The organism is Zoogloea ramigera (assembly GCF_006539865.1).
In the GTDB taxonomy this organism is placed as follows: Bacteria; Pseudomonadota; Gammaproteobacteria; order Burkholderiales; family Rhodocyclaceae; genus Zoogloea; species Zoogloea ramigera.
On the sequence record NZ_BJNV01000004.1, the window covers coordinates 1 to 16557 of the forward strand.

Here is a 16557-nt window from a genome sequence, read left to right on the forward strand (position 1 = left end):
AGGAAACTTGGGGCGGCCCTGCGTTTCCTTGAGAGTTCGCAACCGGGCTCTTGAAGGCCCTCGCGCCGGACCTCGGTGTGGCGGCCAGCCCCCACCGCTCCGGCCCGCCAGAGGCAGGCCTGCACCGTAAGCGTCCGGGCCCGGACCAACCCGCACGCTGCAATCATTTCCTCCCCGCGGCCCCCCGAAGCCAGGCGTCGGGACCTCGCCGCGCTTGCGTGGCGGATGCGACTCTCGTCACATCCGCCCGCTTTTTCCCTGCATTCACGCCGCCTGGCGTGAGCCAGTGCCCACGACGCCCCGGGAGTTGCCCCTATTCTCACCACCACTCCCCGGACTGGTGCGCATCATGCACAAAGCCTTCTTCACCCGTTTCGCCACCGCCGGCATCGCCGTCGCCCCCCTGACCCTCGTCTCGGCCCTGATCTGGATCGACGGCAGCCATGCCGGGCAAACCAGCGGCCAGCGCGGTCTTGCCGTCGCCCCCGAAACCACCGCACAAACCGGAACCCCCACGAAGCCCCGGCCCGTACCGCCGCTGCGCGCTGCCGATCCGACCCTGGACAGCATCGGCTACAGCGCGGAAGCCCTCGTCTTTGGCCGCGCCAGCGACCCCGATGCCACCCCGGCCCCGACGCGTAGCGCCATCACCCCGACCGGCCTGCGTGGCCGGCAGGACGGCAGCACCGAACCTGGCCACGCCGACCAGTGGGCCGCCGATCTGGCACCCTCCGCCCACGCGGCAAGCCCCTACGGACGCCACTGGATCGGCACCCCTCAGGCTTTCTGGAACGCCGGCCAACCGGGTGTCAGCAGAGCCTTCACGGCCCCAACGGGCACCTCAGGGAGCTCCGTCAGCTCCGGCACCACTCCGGGCAGCGAAAACCCGGCGAGCGGCCCGAGCGCTCCCGGCACCCCGCAGCTGTTTTACGCACCGGACAATCCGGTCGCCGTCCTCACCGCCGCGTCACCCGGCGCGACGCCGGCCGAGAGCAGCGGGGAACCGCTGGCCCTGCCGACAGCCCCGGTGATCACCGCCCGGAACGCGACAAGCCAGGCCGTCCCGGAACCGTCAACCCTGGGCCTCGCCCTCGGTGCCCTGGGGCTGGCCGGCCTCGGTCGCTGCAGCCGGCGACCCGCCCGGCGCTCGGGCGGCTAGACCGCCTGCAGACGCCAGCCCGCGAGGCGCCGGTAACGCGCACCGGCATCCGACCGGCACGATTCCATCAACACGAACTCGGCCACCGGCCAGGCGATCGGCCCGAAGCCAGGCAAGGCCCCGGCCACGCCAGCCTTGCGCAGCAGGGTGACGTGGGGCACGAAGCCGGTTTCTGCCACGGAAAAATCCAGCGCGGCGAGGCGCAAACGCAGCGCTTGAACCAGGCCGTCGAGGGCCGCCGGCCGTTCGGCACAGCCGGCCCACACGATATGGTTATGGCGCCAGTAACCCAGGGTATCCAGCTGGAGCCGGAAGGCATCGCCCCCAACCGCGCCGAGGGCCTCCACGAGCCCGGGGATGCGCGAGGCCTCGACGTCGCCCAGAAAGACCAGCGTAAGGTGCAGCGTGTCGCGGCGCATCCGGCGCCCGCCGCCCAGACGCTGGGCCGCGAGCCCGGCGGCGTCGAGGGCCCCGGTGACGGCTTCGTCCGGCCACAGGGCCAGGAACAGCCGCCAGCAGGCTTCAGCCATCCGCCCGGGCCAACAGCGCCACCGCCTGGGCCGCGATGCCCTCGCCGCGGCCGGTGAAGCCGAGCTTCTCGGTGGTCTTGCCCTTGATGTTTACGGCGGCCGGATCGACCCCCAGGTCGGCGGCGATGTTGGCCACCATCGCCGGCACGAAGGGCAGGATCCTGGGCGCCCGGGCGATCACGGTGGCGTCCACGTTCACCGTCTGCCAACCCGCGGCGCGCGCCGCGGCGGCGGCCTCGCGGAGCAGCACGCGGGAGTCGGCGCCCTCGAAGCGCGGGTCGGTGTCGGGGAAATGCCGGCCGATGTCGCCCAGCCCCGCCGCGCCGAGGATGGCGTCGGTGATGGTGTGCAGCAACACGTCGGCGTCGGAGTGGCCGAGCAGGCCACGCTCGAAGGGAATCGTGACGCCGCCGACGATCAGCGGGCGGCCGGGGACCAGGGCGTGCACGTCGAAGCCCTGGCCGATGCGGAACGGAACATTCATGCCTTGTCCTCGCGGTGCTGGAGAATCCACTCGGCCAGGTGCAGGTCGAGGGGGAAGGTAACCTTGAGATTGGTCGGATCGCCCCGCACCAGCCGCGGGCGCAGGCCCATCGCCTCGATGGCGCTGGCCTCGTCGGTGACATTGCGGGCCGATTCGAGGGCCCGCTTGAGCATCACGTTGCGGAACATCTGCGGCGTCTGGGCCTGCCACAGGCCCTCGCGGGGCACGGTGGCGGCGACCCGGTGGGTGCTGTCCTCGCGCTTGAGGGTATCGGCCACCGGCACCGCCAGGATGCCGCCCACCTCGTCGTGGAGGAGCTCGCGCACCAGGGACTCGACGTGCCACGGCGCCAGGCAGGGCCGGGCCGCGTCGTGCACGAGGATCCAGTCGTACTCACTGGTGTCGTCGGCGATCGCGCGCAGGCCGTTGAGCACGCTGTCGGCCCGCGACGCCCCGCCGCAGAACAGCGGCACCAGGCGGTCGCCGAACGGACGCCAGTCGTGCTTGTCCCACTCCTGGTCGCCGACGGAAAGCACCACATAAACGCGGTCGATCACCGGCGCAGCGCACAGGGCCGCCAGGGTGTGGCGGATCAGGGGCTGGCCGAGCAGGGAAAGATATTGCTTGGGTTGCTCGCTTTTCATCCGGCTGCCGCTACCGGCGGCCGGAACAATCGCAAAGCAGCGGCTGGTCTGGGTTCGCATGGCGCAATTCTACTTAATGTCGTGCTCCTTTCTGCCGCAGAATGCACCATGACCACCGCGGGAGTGCCCACCGTGCTGTTCTCTCTGCCCTTCGAACCCCGCCAGCTCGAGGCCCTGGGCCTGGCCACCCTGATCGGCCTGCTGATGGGCCTCGAGCGCGAGCGCCGCCCGGCGGCCCTCGCCGGCGTCCGCACCTTCGGCCTCACCGGGCTGCTCGGCGCGCTGGCCGGCCTGCTCGGCGACCACTTCGCCACCCCGGCGTTGATGATCGCCGGCTTCGTGCTGGTGGCGGTGATGATCATCGCCGCCAACTTCCGCCAGCCCGAGCCCAACGACCCCGGCACCACCTCGGTGATCGCCCTCCTCGTCTGCTATTGCCTGGGCGCCATGGTGTGGCTGGGCTACGGCCGGCTGGCGGTGATGGCTGCGGTCGGCTCGACGATGCTGCTCTACTTCAAGTCGGAGCTGCGCGGCGTGGCCTCCCGGCTCACCAGCCAGGACTGGCGCTCGGTGCTGCAGTTCTCGGTGCTGTCGCTGATCGTCCTGCCCATCCTGCCCAACCGGGGCTTCGGCCCCTACGACGCGGTCAACCCGCACCAGGTGTGGATGATGGTGGTGCTGATTTCCGGCGTCAGCCTGGCCGGCTATGCCGCCCTGCGTTTCGTCGGGGCCCGTTACGGCGCGCCGCTGCTTGGCCTGATGGGCGGGCTGGTGTCGAGCACCGCCACCACCATGGTGTTCTCGCGCCACGCCCGCGAGAACCCGGCCATGGCCTCCACCGCCACGCTGGTGATCCTGCTCGCCAACCTGATCATGGTGCTGCGGGTGCTGGCGATCGCCTGGGCCCTGTCGCCGCAGGTGGTGGGCCTGCTGGTGCCGGGCAGCCTGCTGGCGGTGCTCATCGGCACCGTGGTGATCGGCCTCGACTGGCGCCAGATGGCCAGCCAGGGCGAGCTGCCCGTGCCCCAGACCCGCAACCCCACCGAACTCCGCGCGGCCCTCGGCTTCGGCCTGCTCTACGCGGCGGTGCTGCTGTGCGCCGCCTGGCTGTCGGACATCGCCGGGCGCGGCGGGCTGTATCTGCTGGCCTTCGCCTCGGGCCTCACCGACGTGGACGCGATCGCCCTGTCCACCCTGCGCCTTTACAACCTGAACAAGCTCGAGGGCCTGCCCACCGCCGTCTCCATATTGCTGGCGATGCTGGCCAACCTGGGCTTCAAGACCTTCCTCGCCTTCCTGCTCGGCGGTGCCGGGCTGGGGCGCCGGGTGATCGTGGGCATGTTCGCCGTGGGAGCGGGGCTCGCCGGAGGAATCATCTGGCTGCTCAATACAACCCTATAATGAAAACATCCTCTTGCACCCTTGGGAAAAGGAAATCATGGCTCAAGCCTCCCAGCGCATACCGGCCGTAGCCGGGCTGTTCTACCCGGCCGACCCCCACAGCCTGCACGCACAGGTGGCCGGTTTTCTGGCCGCCGCCATGCCCGGCGAAATGGTCGCGGCCCCCAAGGCGGTGGTCGTACCCCACGCCGGCTACATCTACTCGGGTGCTGTGGCGGCCAGCGCCTACGCCGAACTCACCCAGCGCCGAGACACCATCCGGCGCGTGCTCATCCTGTGCCCCACCCATCGGGTGTATGTGCGGGGGATGGCGGTGCCGGCGGCCCAGTCCTTCCTCACCCCGCTGGGCGCGGTGGCGGTCGACCGGGAGGCCTGGCTCGCCGCGAGCAGCCTGCCCGGCGTGATCGTGGACGACCAGCCCCACGCCGAGGAGCACGCCATCGAGGTGCAGCTGCCCTTCCTGCAGTCCACCCTCGACCATTTCACGATCCTGCCCATCGCCGTGGGCGACGCCGACCCGGCCCAGGTGGCCGCCGTACTTGAGGCCCTGTGGGGCGGGCCGGAGACCCTCATCGTGATCAGCTCGGACCTCTCCCACTACCACCCCTACCGCCAGGCCCAGTTCCGCGACAAGGCCACCATCACCCAGATCCGCCAGCTCGACGCCACCCTCGACGGCGAGCAGGCCTGCGGCGCCGGCGCCATCAACGGCCTGCTGCTGGCGGCCCGCCGCCACCACCTCACGCCGCATCTGCTCGACCTGCGCAACTCGGGCGACACCGCCGGCGACCGCAGCCGCGTGGTCGGCTACGCCTCCATCGCCTTCTCGGACGACAACAACCATGCCCACCACTGACACCCAGCTGGGCCAGGTGCTGCTCGCCCAGGCCCGCAAGGCCATCGCCGACGCCCTCGGGCTGCCCGCGCCAGCTGCGCCGGACCACCCCCAGCTCGCCGAGCGCGGCGCCACCTTCGTCACCCTGACGCTCGACGGCGAGCTCCGCGGCTGCATCGGCAGCCTCAACGCCCACCGCCCGCTGGGCCAGGACGTGCGCAACAACGCCGTCTCGGCGGCGCTCCGCGACCCGCGCTTCCCGCCCCTTACTGCGGCCGAGTTTGCCAGCGTGCAGGTCGAGGTGTCGCTGCTCACCGAGCCCGATTTCATCGAGTTCCGCGACGAGGCCGACGCCCTCGCCCAGCTGGTGCCCGGGCGTGACGGCGTGATCTTCTTCAACGGCTGCCAGCGCGCCACCTTCCTGCCCCAGGTGTGGGAACAACTGCCCGAGCGCCGCCAGTTCATGGCCGCCCTCAAACAGAAGGCCCGGCTGCCGGTGGATTTCTGGGGCCCCAACGTGATGATCGCCCGCTACCAGGTGCGCAAGTGGCACGAGGGCGAAAAACAGGAGTAAAACCATGACCGAGCACCCCGCGCGTTACTGGCATGCCCTCGCCGACGGCCGCATCCAGTGCGACCTGTGCCCGCGGGATTGCCGGCTCCATGAAGGCCAGCGTGGCGCCTGCTTCGTGCGCCAGATGGAGGGCGGCAGGATGGTGCTCACCACCTACGGCCGCAGCTCCGGCTTCTGCATCGACCCCATCGAGAAGAAGCCCCTCAACCACTTCTACCCCGGTTCCAGCGTGTTCTCGTTCGGCACCGCCGGCTGCAACCTGGCCTGCAAGTTCTGCCAGAACTGGGACATCTCCAAAAGCCGCGACATGGACCGGCTGATGGACGCCGCCTCGCCCGCCGAGATCGCCCGGGTGGCCGCTGAGCACGGCTGCCGCAGCGTCGCCTTCACCTACAACGACCCGGTGATCTTTGCCGAGTACGCCATCGACACCGCCGTCGCCTGCCACGCGCAGGGCGTCGCCACCGTGGCGGTCACCGCCGGCTACATCCACCCCGAGGCCCGCCGCGACTTCTACGCGGTGATGGACGCCGCCAACGTCGACCTCAAGGCCTTCACCGACGACTTCTATGTGCACCAGTGCGGCGCCCACCTCGCTCCGGTGCTCGACACCCTGGCCTGGCTGCACCACGAGACCGACGTGTGGGTCGAGATCACCACCCTGCTGATCCCCGGCCTCAACGATTCCGACACCGAGCTCACCGCCCTCGCCAAGTGGGTCGCCACCGAGATGGGGCCCGATGTGCCGCTCCACTTCACCGCCTTCCACCCCGACTACAAGCTCGACCAGCTGCCGCCCACGCCGCCCGCCACCCTGCGCCGCGCCCGGCAGATCGCCCGCGATGCTGGCCTGCATTACGTTTACACCGGCAACGTGCACGACCCCGAGGGCGGCACCACTTACTGCCCGGGCTGCGGAGTAAAGCTCATCGAGCGCGACTGGTACGCCATCCTCGCCTATCGGCTCGACGCTCGGGGCGCCTGCCAGGCCTGCGGCCACGCGATTGCCGGCCGCTATGGCGAATTCCACGGCGCATTCGGCCCGCGCCGTGTCCCAGTGCACGTGCGCCCAATCTAGGTTCTGCCATCGTCGACGGCAACCCACGGCAACACCCGTTCGACCATGATGAAACTGCGCCACAGCCCCCTCAGCATCGCCGCCGGCCCAATCTGGCTGGAGGCCATGCAGGCCCACTCGCCCGACGCCCCCGGGCTGATCCTCGTCGCCCAGACGACGGTCGGCCACCACCGCGACTCCCGCGAGGCCCACTTCGTGCAGCGCCTGCAAAAGGCCGGCTACGCCACCCTGCTCTTCGACCTGCTCACCCGCTACGAGGAGAACCGCGACCCGGACACCCGCTACAACGCGCCGCTGCTCGGCACGCGGATCGGCGCGGTGTTCGAGTGGCTGCGCCACCAGCCGCCCCTCGCCGAGCTGCCCGTCGGCCTGGTGGCCAGCGGCACCGGCAGCGCCGCCGCCGTGCGCGCGGTGGCAAAAGAGCCCGAGATGGTCGGCGCCCTGGTCTGCCGCGGCGGCCGGCCTAGCCTCGCCGGCATCGCCCCGCTGCGCCAGGTGAGCTGCCCGACCCGCGTGATCGCCGGCGAGCACGACGAGGCCCTCACCGCGCTGCACCAGGCCTACGACCTGCTGGAGTGCGCCAAGGATTGGTACAGCGTGCCCGGCACCGACGACTTCTTCCGGGAGCCCGGCGCCCTCGACGACGCCGCCGATGGCGCCATCGACTGGTTCCGCCGCCACCTGCGCGCCCGGCCCGCGGCCGCCACCGCAGCCCCGTAGTCCCATAGACCCGTAGTCACATAACCCCCGCGCGGCCCCCATAGGGCGGGCACCGCAGCCCAGATGACCGATGCCTGGCCTCCCGTGCCCGGTGCACTTCGACCCGACCCATCCTCAGCTCAACCCGACCGGGGTCACCTTCAAGCCGACTGGAGTCAGCTCAGACCTGACCCGAGTCGGCTTCAACCTGACTCAGCTTCGGTCAGACCCGACTCGAGCTCCCCTCGACCCGACCCGAGTCAGCTTGAACCAGACCCGAGTTCGGTCAGACCTGACTCGGGTCACCTTCAACCTGACCCGAGTCAGCTCAAACCCGACCTGAGTTCGCTCAAACCCGACCCGCGCCCCCTTCAACCTGACTCGGGTTCACGGCGACCCAGCCACCTCGGTCGGGGCAGCCCGCAGGGCGTCACCCGACACCCCGCGACGAAGCCCGCCCCCCTCAACCCCGCCGCGTCATCACCTGGTGCGGCAGGCCGGCTTCTTCATACACCTCGCCTTCGGGCAAAAAGCCGAAACGCCTGTAGAAGCCCAACGCGTGGGTCTGGGCGCTGAGGGCAAGCTGCGCCATGCCCCGCCGGCCCGCCTCGTCGATCAGGGCCTGCAGCAGGGCCGCGCCGACGCCCTGGCCCCGCCAGCCCGCCAGCACCGCCATCCGCCCGATGTGACCGTCGGCCAGCAGGCGGCCGGTGCCCACCGGCTGGCCGTCAAGCAGCGCCAGCGCGTGGCACGACAGCGCGTCGAACTCGTCGAGCTCCATCTCGGCCGGCACCTTCTGCTCCTCCACGAACACCTCGAAGCGGATCGGCCCGGCCTCGGCGGCCAGCTCGGCCCAGCTCCCCAGGCGCACCACCAGCGACGGCGCGCTCATGCCCGGATGTCCACCGCTGTGCCGGCCGGCACCAGCTCGAAGAGTTCGGCCACGTCCCGGTTGCGCATCCGCACGCAGCCGATGGACAGGGGCACGCCCATCGGCTCGGTGTCGGGGGTGCCGTGGATGTAGATGTAGCGGCGCATGGAGTCCACCTCGCCGAGGCGGTTGAACCCCGGTTCGGTGCCGGACAGCCACAGGATGCGGGTGAGGATCCAGTCCCGCCCGGGGTTGGCGGCGGCGAGTTCGGGTGTCCACACCTCGCCGGTCGGGCGCCGCCCGCGGAAGGCCGCGCCGATGGGCGCACCGGCCCCGATGCGGGCCCGGATGATGTGGCGACCCCGCGGCGTGCAGAAACTCCCGCTTGCCTCGCCGGCCCCGTTACGGGCGGTGGACACGCTGTAACGGCGGATGCAGGCGCCGTCGTCGCCCAGCAGGGAGAGGGTCTGGGAGGGGATATCGATCAGGATCTGCATGCTGCTCACGCTCCGGCCCGCTTGCGTCGGGCCGCGAAAAAGAACGACAACAGGCCGCCACACTCGTCGGCCAGCACGCCGCCAGCCACCACGGCGTGATGATTTAGACGTGTCTCGGCGAAAAGATCGAGTACGCTACCCGCAACACCCGTTTTGGGGTCGCGCGCACCAAACACCACCCGCCCGATGCGGGCATGCATGATCGCCCCCGCACACATGATGCAGGGCTCGAGGGTGACGTACAGCGTGCAGCCGGGCAGGCGATAGTTGCCCAGGGCCTCGGCGGCGGCGCGCAGCGCCATCACCTCGGCGTGGGCGGTGGGGTCGTGACGCAGGATGGGCTGGTTGAAACCGCGGCCGGCGACGCTACCATCGGGGGCCACGATCAGCGCCCCCACGGGCACCTCGCCGCAGCGGCCGGCCTCCTGGGCCAGCGCCATGGCCTCACGCATGAAGGCGGCGTCCTGCTCGGGACTGAAAAGAGTCATGGGACAGAAGAACTTTACCTGGAAGCTGGACGAGAGATTCTAAAGCAGCATCGTGAAAAGACAGGCCCCGACAATGCCGCGCCTCGCCACCCCGGAAGCACTCCGATGAACGGCCCCCTGGACGCAGCGCCCGCCTCCGCCTCCGATGGGCCGCCCCCGTCGGCGCCCGGCGGCGGCGACACCAGCCGCAGCTGCCTCGAAGTCACCCTGCGCCACATCAGCGACGCCGTCATCGTCAGCGACGGGCAGGGCCTGGTCACCCTGATGAACCCGCTCGCCGAAGCCCTCACCGGCTGGTCCGGCTTCGAGGCCAGCGGCCAGCGCCTCGCCCATGTCTTTCCGGTGGTCAGCGACCTGACCGGCGAGCCGCTGTGTCTCGCGCCCACCCGGCCGGATGAAGCCGCGCCCGACTGGACCCCGGTGCAGCTCATTGACCGCCAGGGAAGACGCCACGCGGTCTCGGTGCGCTGTGCCGACATCCCCGGCACAGCGGGGCAGGCCCAGCCCGGGGTGGTGCTGATCGTCCGGGGCGAAGCCGCCGACCGTGCGCCCCAGCGCAGCACCTCGAGCCCGCAAGCGCGCTACCGGGCGCTGGTCGAGAACTCGCCGGTGGGCATCTTCCATTTCGGCACCGACCTGCGGATCACCTACAGCAACAAGCGGCTGGCCGAGATCCTCGGCGCCTCGCCGGAGGCGATCCAGGGTTTCGATCTCCACACCCTGGACGACATGAGCATCCTGTCGATCCTGCAGGGCGCCCTCGGCGGCCAGCGCGGCGCCTACGACGGGCCCTTCGCCCTCCCCCTGTCGCCGGAGGTGCACCTGCTGTCGATCCATGTGGCCCCCGAGCGGGACGCAGCCGGCCAGATCTACGGCGGCGTCGGCATCGTCGAAGACCGCGCCGCCTTCCAGAGCACCGACGAGCAGCGGCGGGACGCCAAGGAGCGCTACGTGCTCTCCCAGCGCAGCGCCAACGAAGGCCTGTGGGACTGGGACCCGAACACCCAGCTGCTGTATCTGTCGCCCCGCCTGCTGGCCCTGCTCGGGCTGCACAGCGACACCCTCAAGACCACCGGCGCCGAGTGGCTCAAGCTCATCCACCCCGACGACCGCAAGCGCTACCGCGCCGACGTGATCGCCCACCTGCGCGGCCAGACCGAGCACTTCGAATCCGAATACCGGGTCGCCGACAAGCACGGCAACTTCCACTGGGTGCTCGCCCGCGGCCTGGCCCACCGGGGGCCCGACGGGCGCGCCGTGCGCATCGTCGGCTCGATCAGCGACATCACCGCCCGCAAGCGGGCCGAAGAGCAGCTGAAGGCCGAACGGGACTTCTCCCGCGGCCTCATCGACAGCCTGCCAGCGCCCTTCTTCCTCTTCGACCAGCACGGCCGGCTGGTGCTGTGGAACCGCTTCGTCAGCGAGCTCACCGGCCTCGACGACGCCCAGCTGCAGAACGCCGAGGCCGGCAGCCTGGTGATCGCCGAGCAGGAGGCCGTGCTGGCCCACCGCATCGAATCTGCGCTGGGCACCGGCGAAGCCTCGGTGGAGGTGATGCTGCGGCGGGACCGCGCCGAGCCGGTGCCCTTCCTGGTCGTCGGCCGCCGGGTGCTGCTGGACGGCAAGCCCCACATCGTCGGCGTGGGCACCGACCTGACCGAACGCAAGTTTGCCGAAAAGGCCATCAAGCGCCTCAACCTTGAACTCGAACGGCGGGTGGCCGAGCGCACCTCGCAGCTGAGCGCGGCCCTGAACGAGCTCGAATCCTTCAGCTACTCGGTCTCCCACGACCTGCGCGCGCCGCTGCGCGCCATCGAAGGCTACAGCGCAATCCTCGGCTCGGACTACGGCGACAACCTGGACGACGAGGCCAAGGAGCTGCTGCGCCGCGTTCGCGCCGCCGTGCATCGCATGGGCCAGCTGATCGACGACCTGCTCACGCTGTCGCGGGTCAGCCGCAAGGCGCTCGAGCGCCGCCCGGTGGACCTCACCACGCTGGCCCTGGTGATCTGCGAGGAGCTCCGCCAGCAAGACCCGGCGCGGCCGGTCCGCGTCGACATCGCCCCGGGGCTGTGTGTCGAGGGCGACCCGAGCCTGATGCGCACGGTGCTCGAAAACCTGCTCGGCAACGCCTGGAAATTCACCGGCCGCGTGGCCATGCCGGAGATCCGCTTCGAGGCCACCCGCCACGCCGGCGTGGACGCCTTCGTGATCCGCGACAACGGCGCGGGCTTCGACATGCGTTATCGGGACAACCTGTTCCGGCCCTTCCAGCGCCTGCACTCCGACCGGGAGTTTCCGGGCACCGGTATCGGCCTGGCCACCGTGGCCCGCATCGTGCGGCGCCATGGCGGCGAAGTGTGGGCCGAAGGCGAGGTCGGCAAGGGCGCCTCGCTCTACTTCAGCATCGGGCAGACGCCGCTGCAGGGCAGCGGTTAAGGCGGGAAGTGGGTAGTGGGTAGTGGGGAGTGGGGAGTGGGGAGTGGGGAGTGGGTTGATAGAGGCTCACAGCCTGACAGGCCGGTTGGGCAGCTCGTCGGGGTTGTCGCCCCGCGCCGGGAACGGCCCGGCGAGCAGCTCGCCTACCGCCCGCACCGCCTCCACCGCCCCCGGGCCATAGCGGCCCTCGCGAAAGGCCATCTCCAGGCGCCGGCAGACGGCATCCCAGTCGGCCTGGGGCACCCGACGGGCAATGCCCCGGTCGGCGACGATCTCGACGCGCCGGTCTAGCCACTGCACGTAGATCAGCACCCCGGTGTTCTCTTCGGTGTCCCACACCCGCAGGTGGGCGAAGACGTCGACCGCCCGCGACCGCGCATCGACGCCCTGCAGAAGCGCCGGGAAATCCAGCCCACCCTCGACGGCGAAGCGGATCTCGCCCCGATGGCGCGCCTCGGAATCCTGGACCGCCAGCTCGATAGCGGCCATCACCTCGGGCGTGAAGGCCCGATCGACCCGCCAGGACGGCACGAGCATGTGCCGGACAAAGCGCGTGAAACGCATCTCACCACCCTCCCGAGGCGCCACCGCCGCCAAAGCCACCGCCGCCGCCGGACCAGCCGCCCCCGCGGCCGAAACCTCCGCCGCCCATGCCGCCCATGCCGCCACCGCTCCACGGCCCACCGGTGTGCCGGGTGCCACCGCCGGAGCCCATCACGAGCACGAATACAAAGGCCAGCAGCCCGCCGACGACGCCGATCGCCAGCGCGCCGGTGAGCGTCCAGGCGCCAAAACCCACGAGACCCGAGGCCAGGGTGGCGCCCAGCAGGCGGCCGAAGATGGCGCGCAGGATGCCGCCGATCACGATGGTCACGATCATGCCGACCACCAGCAGTTCCTCCAGGCCCATGGCCCCGTCACCGCCCTGCCCGGGCACCGGCGGCGCGGGCAGCGGCTCGCCGGACACGCGGGCGGCGATGGCGTCGACGCCGGCCTCGACGCCGCGCGGGAAATCACCCGCCTTGAAATACGGCGTCACCACGTCGGCGATGATGCGCTTGGCGATCGCGTCGGGGATCGCCCCCTCCAGGCCCCGGCCGACCTCGATGCGCATCCGCCGGTCGTCCCGGGCCACCACGAAGAGCACGCCGTCGTCGACGCCCTTGCGGCCCAAGCGCCCGGCCTCGGCGACGCGGAGCGCGTATTCCTCGATCGCCTCCGGCCGCGTCGTCGCCACCAGCAGCACCGCGACCTGGGCACCCTTCTCGCGTTCCAGCGCCACCAGCCGCGCCTCGATGGCCTCCCGCCGGTCCACCGACAGCAGGCCCACGGTGTCGGTGACATGGGCCGCGAGGGGCGGCAGCGGCTGCACGTCCTGGGCCTGGGCGCCGCCCATGAGCAGCGCAAGCAGGCTCACCGCGAAGAACAGGCGCAGCGGCAGCAGGAACGCGCGAAGCATGGCGCGGGCCGGCGTCGGCTTACTGGGCTGCCGGCTTGGCAGGCGCCGGTGCAGGCGCAGCGCCGAAGTCCACCTTTGGCGGCTCGCTGATGGCGGCTTCGTTGTCGACCGCGAAATTGGCCTTGGTCCTGGCGCCGATGACCATCGCGGTGAGGTTGTTGGGGAAGGTGCGCACCGACACGTTGTAGTCCTGCACCGCCTTGATGTAGCGGTTGCGGGCCACGGTGATGCGGTTCTCGGTGCCCTCGAGCTGGGCCTGGAGATCGCGGAAGTTGGCGTCGGCCTTGAGGTTGGGGTAGTTCTCGGTGACCACCAGCAGCCGCGACAGGGCCCCGGAGAGTTCGCCCTGGGCCTTCTGGAAGCGGGCCATCGCCTCGGGGTCGTTCACCAGCTCGGGGGTGACCTTCATGCCGGCCACGTTGGCGCGGGCCTCGGTGACGCGGGTCAGCACCTCTTTTTCGTGGGCGGCGTAGCCCTGCACCACCTGGACAAGGTTGGGGATCAGGTCGGCACGCCGCTTGTACTGGTTGAGCACCTCCGACCAGGAAGCGTTGACCTGTTCGTCGTTGATCTGGATCTGGTTGTAACCGCAGCCGGAGAGCAGCAGCACCGAAAGAAGCAGGGACAGGAAGAGCCTGATGCGCATGATGTGTCCTCGAAAATTGAACGCGGCGGAAGCCCGCCGGTGCTACGCAGCAGTCATTCTAGCCACAGCGGCCCCCGCCGGCAGCGGCGATGCTCAAATCTTGCAAAGGATTGTCACGCCTCGTCCCGCAGCGCCCGCATGGTTTTACGGGCAAAACACAGGTCTTCCCAGGCTTTCGCCTTGTCGGGCTGGTTGCGCAGCAGGTAGGCCGGGTGGTAGGTGACCACCACCGGGATGTCGCCGTAGCGGAAGGTCTTGCCCCGGGCGGCCGAGATCTTGACCTCCTGGTTAAGCAGGGCCTGGGCCGCCGGGCGGCCGAGGGCCACGATCAGGCGCGGCTGGATCAGCTCGATCTGCCGGCGCAGGTAGGGGAAGCACGCGGCCAGCTCGTCGGCCTCCGGCGTCCGGTTGTTGGGCGGGCGGCACTTGACCGCGTTGGCGATGTACACGTCGTGCCCGCGCTGCAGGCCGATGGTGGCCAGCATCGCGTCGAGCAGGCGCCCGGCCTGGCCGACGAAGGGCTCGCCCCGCTCGTCCTCCTCGGCGCCCGGGCCTTCGCCGACGAACAGCCAGTCGGCCTGGCGGTCGCCCACCCCGGGCACGGCCTGCTTGCGGCGCTGGCACAGCACACAGCCTTCGCAACCGAGGATGCGCGCCTCCAGGGCGTCCCAGCCGAGGCTGGCCAGGTCGCCGGCAGGCTGGACGCGGGGTGGCGGAACCACCTCGGGCACCGCTGCCCGCTGCGGCATCTGGGGTGCAGCCGGCCGGCGAGCTGGCGCCGGGGAGTCTCCGTGCCCCCGCTGAACCGCCGTCGGCCGAGCCAGTGGAGCCTCTGCCACCGCCGGGGGCGGCGGGGCCTCGACGACGGGCTCGCCAGACTCTTCCGCCCCGCCCCGCAGCCGCCACAGGGGCGCCAGGCCCATCTCGCGCAGGATCGCGTCGCGTCGTCGGGTCATGGCAGCGTGCTCACAGGGCGAGGCTCATCACGAGGCCATCCTCGCGGCCGCCGTGCGCCGGGTAATAGCCTTTGCGGCGGCCTATGGTCTGGAAGCCAGTGCGCCCGTAAAGCGCGAGGGCCGGCCCGTTGGAGGGGCGCACCTCGAGCAGCAGCCTGCGCGCGCCGGCCTGCCGGGCACGCGTGGCGAAGTGCTCGAGGAGGCGACGCCCAAGGCCACCCTTCTGGCGGGCGGCGACCACGCTGATGTTGAGGATGTGGGCTTCGTCGATCAGCATCATCAACACACCGTAGCCAACCCGCTCGGCGCCGTCGAGCATCACCCAGCAGCCGTAGCCGGCGCTGATGGAATCGGCAAAATTGCCTGCGGACCAGGGAAACGGGTAAAGCTCAACGTCCTGCGCGGCGACCCAGGCCAGATCGGACTCGTCCATCGGCCGGAACTGCAGCCCGGCCGCCACGGCTAGCGACGCGCTCACGCCTTGCCTCCGCTGGCCAGGCGCTCGGCGGTGGTGAGGGCCACCTTGTCACGCACATAGAGGGGCGCCGCCAGGGCGGCATCGACGACTTCACCGCGGCTGAAATGCCAGGCGGCCAACCGGGCCACGCTGGAGGCCAGCGGCACCGGCGTGGCGTCATGGCCGGCCAGCCGTGCGCCGAGGCCCGGCACCAGCACCTCGCCGTAGGCCTTGAAGGCGGAGCCAAAGCCGAACCAGTCGCCCTCTGCCGGCAGCGCCACTGCGCCCGGCGCCGCGCAGCTCGGCGCGAGGCATTCTTCGAGCACGCCGTCGACCCGGCGATAGGCTGCAAAATAGACCTCCGACATCCGCGCATCCGCCGCCACGAAAATCGCATCATGGCTGCACTGGCTGGCCAGCGCGGCCAGCGTGCCGACCGGAATCACCGGCTTGCCCAGCCCCATCGCCAGGCCCTGGGCCACACCACAGGCGAGGCGCAGGCCGGTGAAGGCCCCCGGCCCGGCCCCGAAGGCGATCGCGTCAAGAGCATCCAGGGCCACGCCGGCCTCCGCAAGCAGCAGGCGGATCTCGGGGAGGATGGTTTCGGAATGACCGGGACGGCCGGCCACGCTGCGCTCGAGGAGGCGGTCGCCGTCGAGGAGCGCGACCGAGGCGGTCTCGGTGGAGGTTTCAAGGGCAAGGATCTTCATAGCGCCCGCATTCTACCGCCCCTGGGGGCCGAAGGCGCCGCGGATGCGGCGCCACCAGACGCACACCCCGGGAGACACGGCGCGATACCCGGGATTTGACGGAATCAGCTAGGCGCTGTCGGGGCGTAGCCGGGCGCCCGCACCGTGGCCGGGCACCTCAGGGATCGACTAATCCGGGCGGCGCGGCGGGTTGCCGTAAACGTCACGGCCGGCGTCCTGGACATCGCGCCGCAACTGCCGGCGCTCTTCGGGCGAGAGGCGCCGGGGGTTGCGGGCCTCGTCGGCGTCCGGGCGCCGGGGGAAATCAGGCATCAGGGACGACATCTCGCCGCCCGGACGATCCGGCGGGAGAAAGCTCGGCCGCAGACCCGAACCACCACGCTCACCGTACGGCCCCTGGGCCAGCACGACACTGCTACCCAGCCACGCCGCCACGACCACGCCAACCAGCGCGGCACGATGAAATTTCTTCGTCACAGAAAGCTCGCTCCCATGGAATGAATCCTAACCCGTTATGAAGCTATTCGGGCAGTCCCGGGTTCCTTGAAACAATTGTGGCAGCCCGCACCATGGGTGGCTGCAGGCTTTGTAAGGGGATGTGATTCGGCCTCTTTCGTTTACCTTTGCTTA

Annotated in this window: 20 protein-coding genes; 7 read left to right on the plus strand and 13 right to left on the minus strand. The window is 70.5% G+C overall.

Features of this window, described 5'->3' with window-relative positions; all coding sequences use genetic code 11:
* Positions 1–349 precede the first annotated feature (349 nt).
* Positions 350–1159 carry a PEP-CTERM sorting domain-containing protein gene (locus ZRA01_RS00995; protein WP_141348886.1) on the plus strand — a complete coding sequence of 270 codons (810 nt, stop codon included), beginning with the start codon at positions 350–352 and terminating at the stop codon, positions 1157–1159.
* On the opposite strand, the gene thpR is transcribed toward ZRA01_RS00995, so the two are convergent.
* Genes thpR through ispD form a run of 3 tightly spaced genes read right to left on the minus strand, consistent with a single transcriptional unit; the run spans position 1156 to position 2877 of the window.
* Entirely contained in the window at positions 1156–1689 is a 534-nt protein-coding gene (gene thpR / locus ZRA01_RS01000) for an RNA 2',3'-cyclic phosphodiesterase (protein WP_141348887.1), read from the minus strand. The genes ZRA01_RS00995 and thpR overlap by 4 nt on opposite strands.
* Positions 1682–2173 (minus strand): 2-C-methyl-D-erythritol 2,4-cyclodiphosphate synthase, encoded by a 492-nt coding sequence (gene ispF / locus ZRA01_RS01005; protein WP_141348888.1) that lies wholly within the window; start codon positions 2171–2173, stop codon positions 1682–1684. The genes thpR and ispF overlap by 8 nt, the downstream gene beginning before the upstream one ends.
* A complete protein-coding gene (ispD, locus tag ZRA01_RS01010) occupies positions 2170–2877 on the minus strand; it encodes a 2-C-methyl-D-erythritol 4-phosphate cytidylyltransferase (RefSeq protein WP_141348889.1) in 708 nt (235 codons plus the stop codon). Before ispD ends, ispF begins: the two co-directional genes overlap by 4 nt.
* A 48-nt stretch (positions 2878–2925) precedes the next feature.
* Here ispD and ZRA01_RS01015 point away from each other — a divergent pair, with 48 nt between their 5' ends.
* Genes ZRA01_RS01015 through ZRA01_RS01035 form a run of 5 tightly spaced genes read left to right on the plus strand, consistent with a single transcriptional unit; the run spans position 2926 to position 7425 of the window.
* Positions 2926–4218 (plus strand): MgtC/SapB family protein, encoded by a 1293-nt coding sequence (locus ZRA01_RS01015; protein ID WP_246093243.1) that lies wholly within the window; start codon positions 2926–2928, stop codon positions 4216–4218.
* 37 nt (positions 4219–4255) lie between these two features.
* Positions 4256–5074, plus strand: a complete 819-nt coding sequence (gene amrB, locus ZRA01_RS01020; RefSeq protein ID WP_141348890.1) for an AmmeMemoRadiSam system protein B — start codon at positions 4256–4258, stop codon at positions 5072–5074.
* Positions 5061–5627, plus strand: coding sequence for an AmmeMemoRadiSam system protein A (amrA, locus tag ZRA01_RS01025; protein WP_141348891.1), 567 nt, complete (start codon positions 5061–5063; stop codon positions 5625–5627). The genes amrB and amrA overlap by 14 nt, the downstream gene beginning before the upstream one ends.
* Before the next feature lie 4 nt (positions 5628–5631).
* Complete coding sequence (gene amrS / locus ZRA01_RS01030) at positions 5632–6705, plus strand: AmmeMemoRadiSam system radical SAM enzyme (protein WP_141348892.1); 1074 nt, start codon at positions 5632–5634, stop codon at positions 6703–6705.
* 45 nt (positions 6706–6750) lie between these two features.
* Positions 6751–7425: a dienelactone hydrolase family protein gene (locus ZRA01_RS01035; RefSeq protein WP_141348893.1), complete on the plus strand. Its 675-nt coding sequence runs from the start codon at positions 6751–6753 to the stop codon at positions 7423–7425.
* A gap of 442 nt (positions 7426–7867) precedes the next feature.
* On the opposite strand, the gene ZRA01_RS01040 is transcribed toward ZRA01_RS01035, so the two are convergent.
* From ZRA01_RS01040 to tadA, 3 genes are read right to left on the minus strand one after another with little or no spacing between them, the layout of a single operon-like run.
* On the minus strand, positions 7868–8296 hold the full coding sequence (locus ZRA01_RS01040) for a GNAT family N-acetyltransferase (RefSeq protein ID WP_141348894.1): 429 nt from the start codon (positions 8294–8296) through the stop codon (positions 7868–7870).
* The gene (locus ZRA01_RS01045) at positions 8293–8772 is read right to left on the minus strand and encodes a L,D-transpeptidase (RefSeq protein WP_141348895.1); all 480 of its coding nucleotides are present in this window, start codon (positions 8770–8772) and stop codon (positions 8293–8295) included. Before ZRA01_RS01045 ends, ZRA01_RS01040 begins: the two co-directional genes overlap by 4 nt.
* A gap of 5 nt (positions 8773–8777) precedes the next feature.
* The gene (gene tadA, locus ZRA01_RS01050; RefSeq protein ID WP_141348896.1) at positions 8778–9260 is read right to left on the minus strand and encodes a tRNA adenosine(34) deaminase TadA; all 483 of its coding nucleotides are present in this window, start codon (positions 9258–9260) and stop codon (positions 8778–8780) included.
* A gap of 105 nt (positions 9261–9365) precedes the next feature.
* Here tadA and ZRA01_RS01055 point away from each other — a divergent pair, with 105 nt between their 5' ends.
* Positions 9366–11699: a PAS domain S-box protein gene (locus ZRA01_RS01055; RefSeq protein WP_141348897.1), complete on the plus strand. Its 2334-nt coding sequence runs from the start codon at positions 9366–9368 to the stop codon at positions 11697–11699.
* Positions 11700–11765: 66 nt separating this feature from the next.
* Here ZRA01_RS01055 and ZRA01_RS01060 read toward each other — a convergent pair whose 3' ends face one another.
* From ZRA01_RS01060 to ZRA01_RS01090, 7 genes are all read right to left on the minus strand, one after another.
* Positions 11766–12263, minus strand: a complete 498-nt coding sequence (locus ZRA01_RS01060) for a TPM domain-containing protein (RefSeq protein WP_141348898.1) — start codon at positions 12261–12263, stop codon at positions 11766–11768.
* 1 nt (position 12264) lies between these two features.
* Positions 12265–13158 (minus strand): TPM domain-containing protein, encoded by an 894-nt coding sequence (locus ZRA01_RS01065; protein WP_141348899.1) that lies wholly within the window; start codon positions 13156–13158, stop codon positions 12265–12267.
* A 19-nt stretch (positions 13159–13177) separates the two neighbouring features.
* Positions 13178–13804 carry a LemA family protein gene (locus ZRA01_RS01070; RefSeq protein WP_141348900.1) on the minus strand — a complete coding sequence of 209 codons (627 nt, stop codon included), beginning with the start codon at positions 13802–13804 and terminating at the stop codon, positions 13178–13180.
* Between the two features lie 113 nt (positions 13805–13917).
* Complete coding sequence (locus ZRA01_RS01075) at positions 13918–14760, minus strand: uracil-DNA glycosylase (RefSeq protein WP_141348901.1); 843 nt, start codon at positions 14758–14760, stop codon at positions 13918–13920.
* A gap of 10 nt (positions 14761–14770) precedes the next feature.
* On the minus strand, positions 14771–15238 hold the full coding sequence (gene rimI, locus ZRA01_RS01080; protein ID WP_307724328.1) for a ribosomal protein S18-alanine N-acetyltransferase: 468 nt from the start codon (positions 15236–15238) through the stop codon (positions 14771–14773).
* A complete protein-coding gene (tsaB, locus tag ZRA01_RS01085; RefSeq protein ID WP_141348902.1) occupies positions 15235–15927 on the minus strand; it encodes a tRNA (adenosine(37)-N6)-threonylcarbamoyltransferase complex dimerization subunit type 1 TsaB in 693 nt (230 codons plus the stop codon). Before tsaB ends, rimI begins: the two co-directional genes overlap by 4 nt.
* Before the next feature lie 168 nt (positions 15928–16095).
* Entirely contained in the window at positions 16096–16404 is a 309-nt protein-coding gene (locus ZRA01_RS01090; RefSeq protein ID WP_141348903.1) for a hypothetical protein, read from the minus strand.
* Positions 16405–16557 lie beyond the last annotated feature (153 nt).

What these genes read in the sequence shown, in the direction of transcription:
- ZRA01_RS00995 (WP_141348886.1), top strand. Translation starts at nt 350, where the DNA reads ATGCACAAAGCCTTCTTCACCCGTTTCGCCACCGCCGGCATCGCCGTC.
- thpR (WP_141348887.1), bottom strand. Translation starts at nt 1,689, where the DNA reads ATGGCTGAAGCCTGCTGGCGGCTGTTCCTGGCCCTGTGGCCGGACGAA.
- ispF (WP_141348888.1), bottom strand. Translation starts at nt 2,173, where the DNA reads ATGAATGTTCCGTTCCGCATCGGCCAGGGCTTCGACGTGCACGCCCTG.
- ispD (WP_141348889.1), bottom strand. Translation starts at nt 2,877, where the DNA reads ATGCGAACCCAGACCAGCCGCTGCTTTGCGATTGTTCCGGCCGCCGGT.
- ZRA01_RS01015 (WP_246093243.1), top strand. Translation starts at nt 2,926, where the DNA reads ATGACCACCGCGGGAGTGCCCACCGTGCTGTTCTCTCTGCCCTTCGAA.
- amrB (WP_141348890.1), top strand. Translation starts at nt 4,256, where the DNA reads ATGGCTCAAGCCTCCCAGCGCATACCGGCCGTAGCCGGGCTGTTCTAC.
- amrA (WP_141348891.1), top strand. Translation starts at nt 5,061, where the DNA reads ATGCCCACCACTGACACCCAGCTGGGCCAGGTGCTGCTCGCCCAGGCC.
- amrS (WP_141348892.1), top strand. Translation starts at nt 5,632, where the DNA reads ATGACCGAGCACCCCGCGCGTTACTGGCATGCCCTCGCCGACGGCCGC.
- ZRA01_RS01035 (WP_141348893.1), top strand. Translation starts at nt 6,751, where the DNA reads ATGATGAAACTGCGCCACAGCCCCCTCAGCATCGCCGCCGGCCCAATC.
- ZRA01_RS01040 (WP_141348894.1), bottom strand. Translation starts at nt 8,296, where the DNA reads ATGAGCGCGCCGTCGCTGGTGGTGCGCCTGGGGAGCTGGGCCGAGCTG.
- ZRA01_RS01045 (WP_141348895.1), bottom strand. Translation starts at nt 8,772, where the DNA reads ATGCAGATCCTGATCGATATCCCCTCCCAGACCCTCTCCCTGCTGGGC.
- tadA (WP_141348896.1), bottom strand. Translation starts at nt 9,260, where the DNA reads ATGACTCTTTTCAGTCCCGAGCAGGACGCCGCCTTCATGCGTGAGGCC.
- ZRA01_RS01055 (WP_141348897.1), top strand. Translation starts at nt 9,366, where the DNA reads ATGAACGGCCCCCTGGACGCAGCGCCCGCCTCCGCCTCCGATGGGCCG.
- ZRA01_RS01060 (WP_141348898.1), bottom strand. Translation starts at nt 12,263, where the DNA reads ATGCGTTTCACGCGCTTTGTCCGGCACATGCTCGTGCCGTCCTGGCGG.
- ZRA01_RS01065 (WP_141348899.1), bottom strand. Translation starts at nt 13,158, where the DNA reads ATGCTTCGCGCGTTCCTGCTGCCGCTGCGCCTGTTCTTCGCGGTGAGC.
- ZRA01_RS01070 (WP_141348900.1), bottom strand. Translation starts at nt 13,804, where the DNA reads ATGCGCATCAGGCTCTTCCTGTCCCTGCTTCTTTCGGTGCTGCTGCTC.
- ZRA01_RS01075 (WP_141348901.1), bottom strand. Translation starts at nt 14,760, where the DNA reads ATGACCCGACGACGCGACGCGATCCTGCGCGAGATGGGCCTGGCGCCC.
- tsaB (WP_141348902.1), bottom strand. Translation starts at nt 15,927, where the DNA reads ATGAAGATCCTTGCCCTTGAAACCTCCACCGAGACCGCCTCGGTCGCG.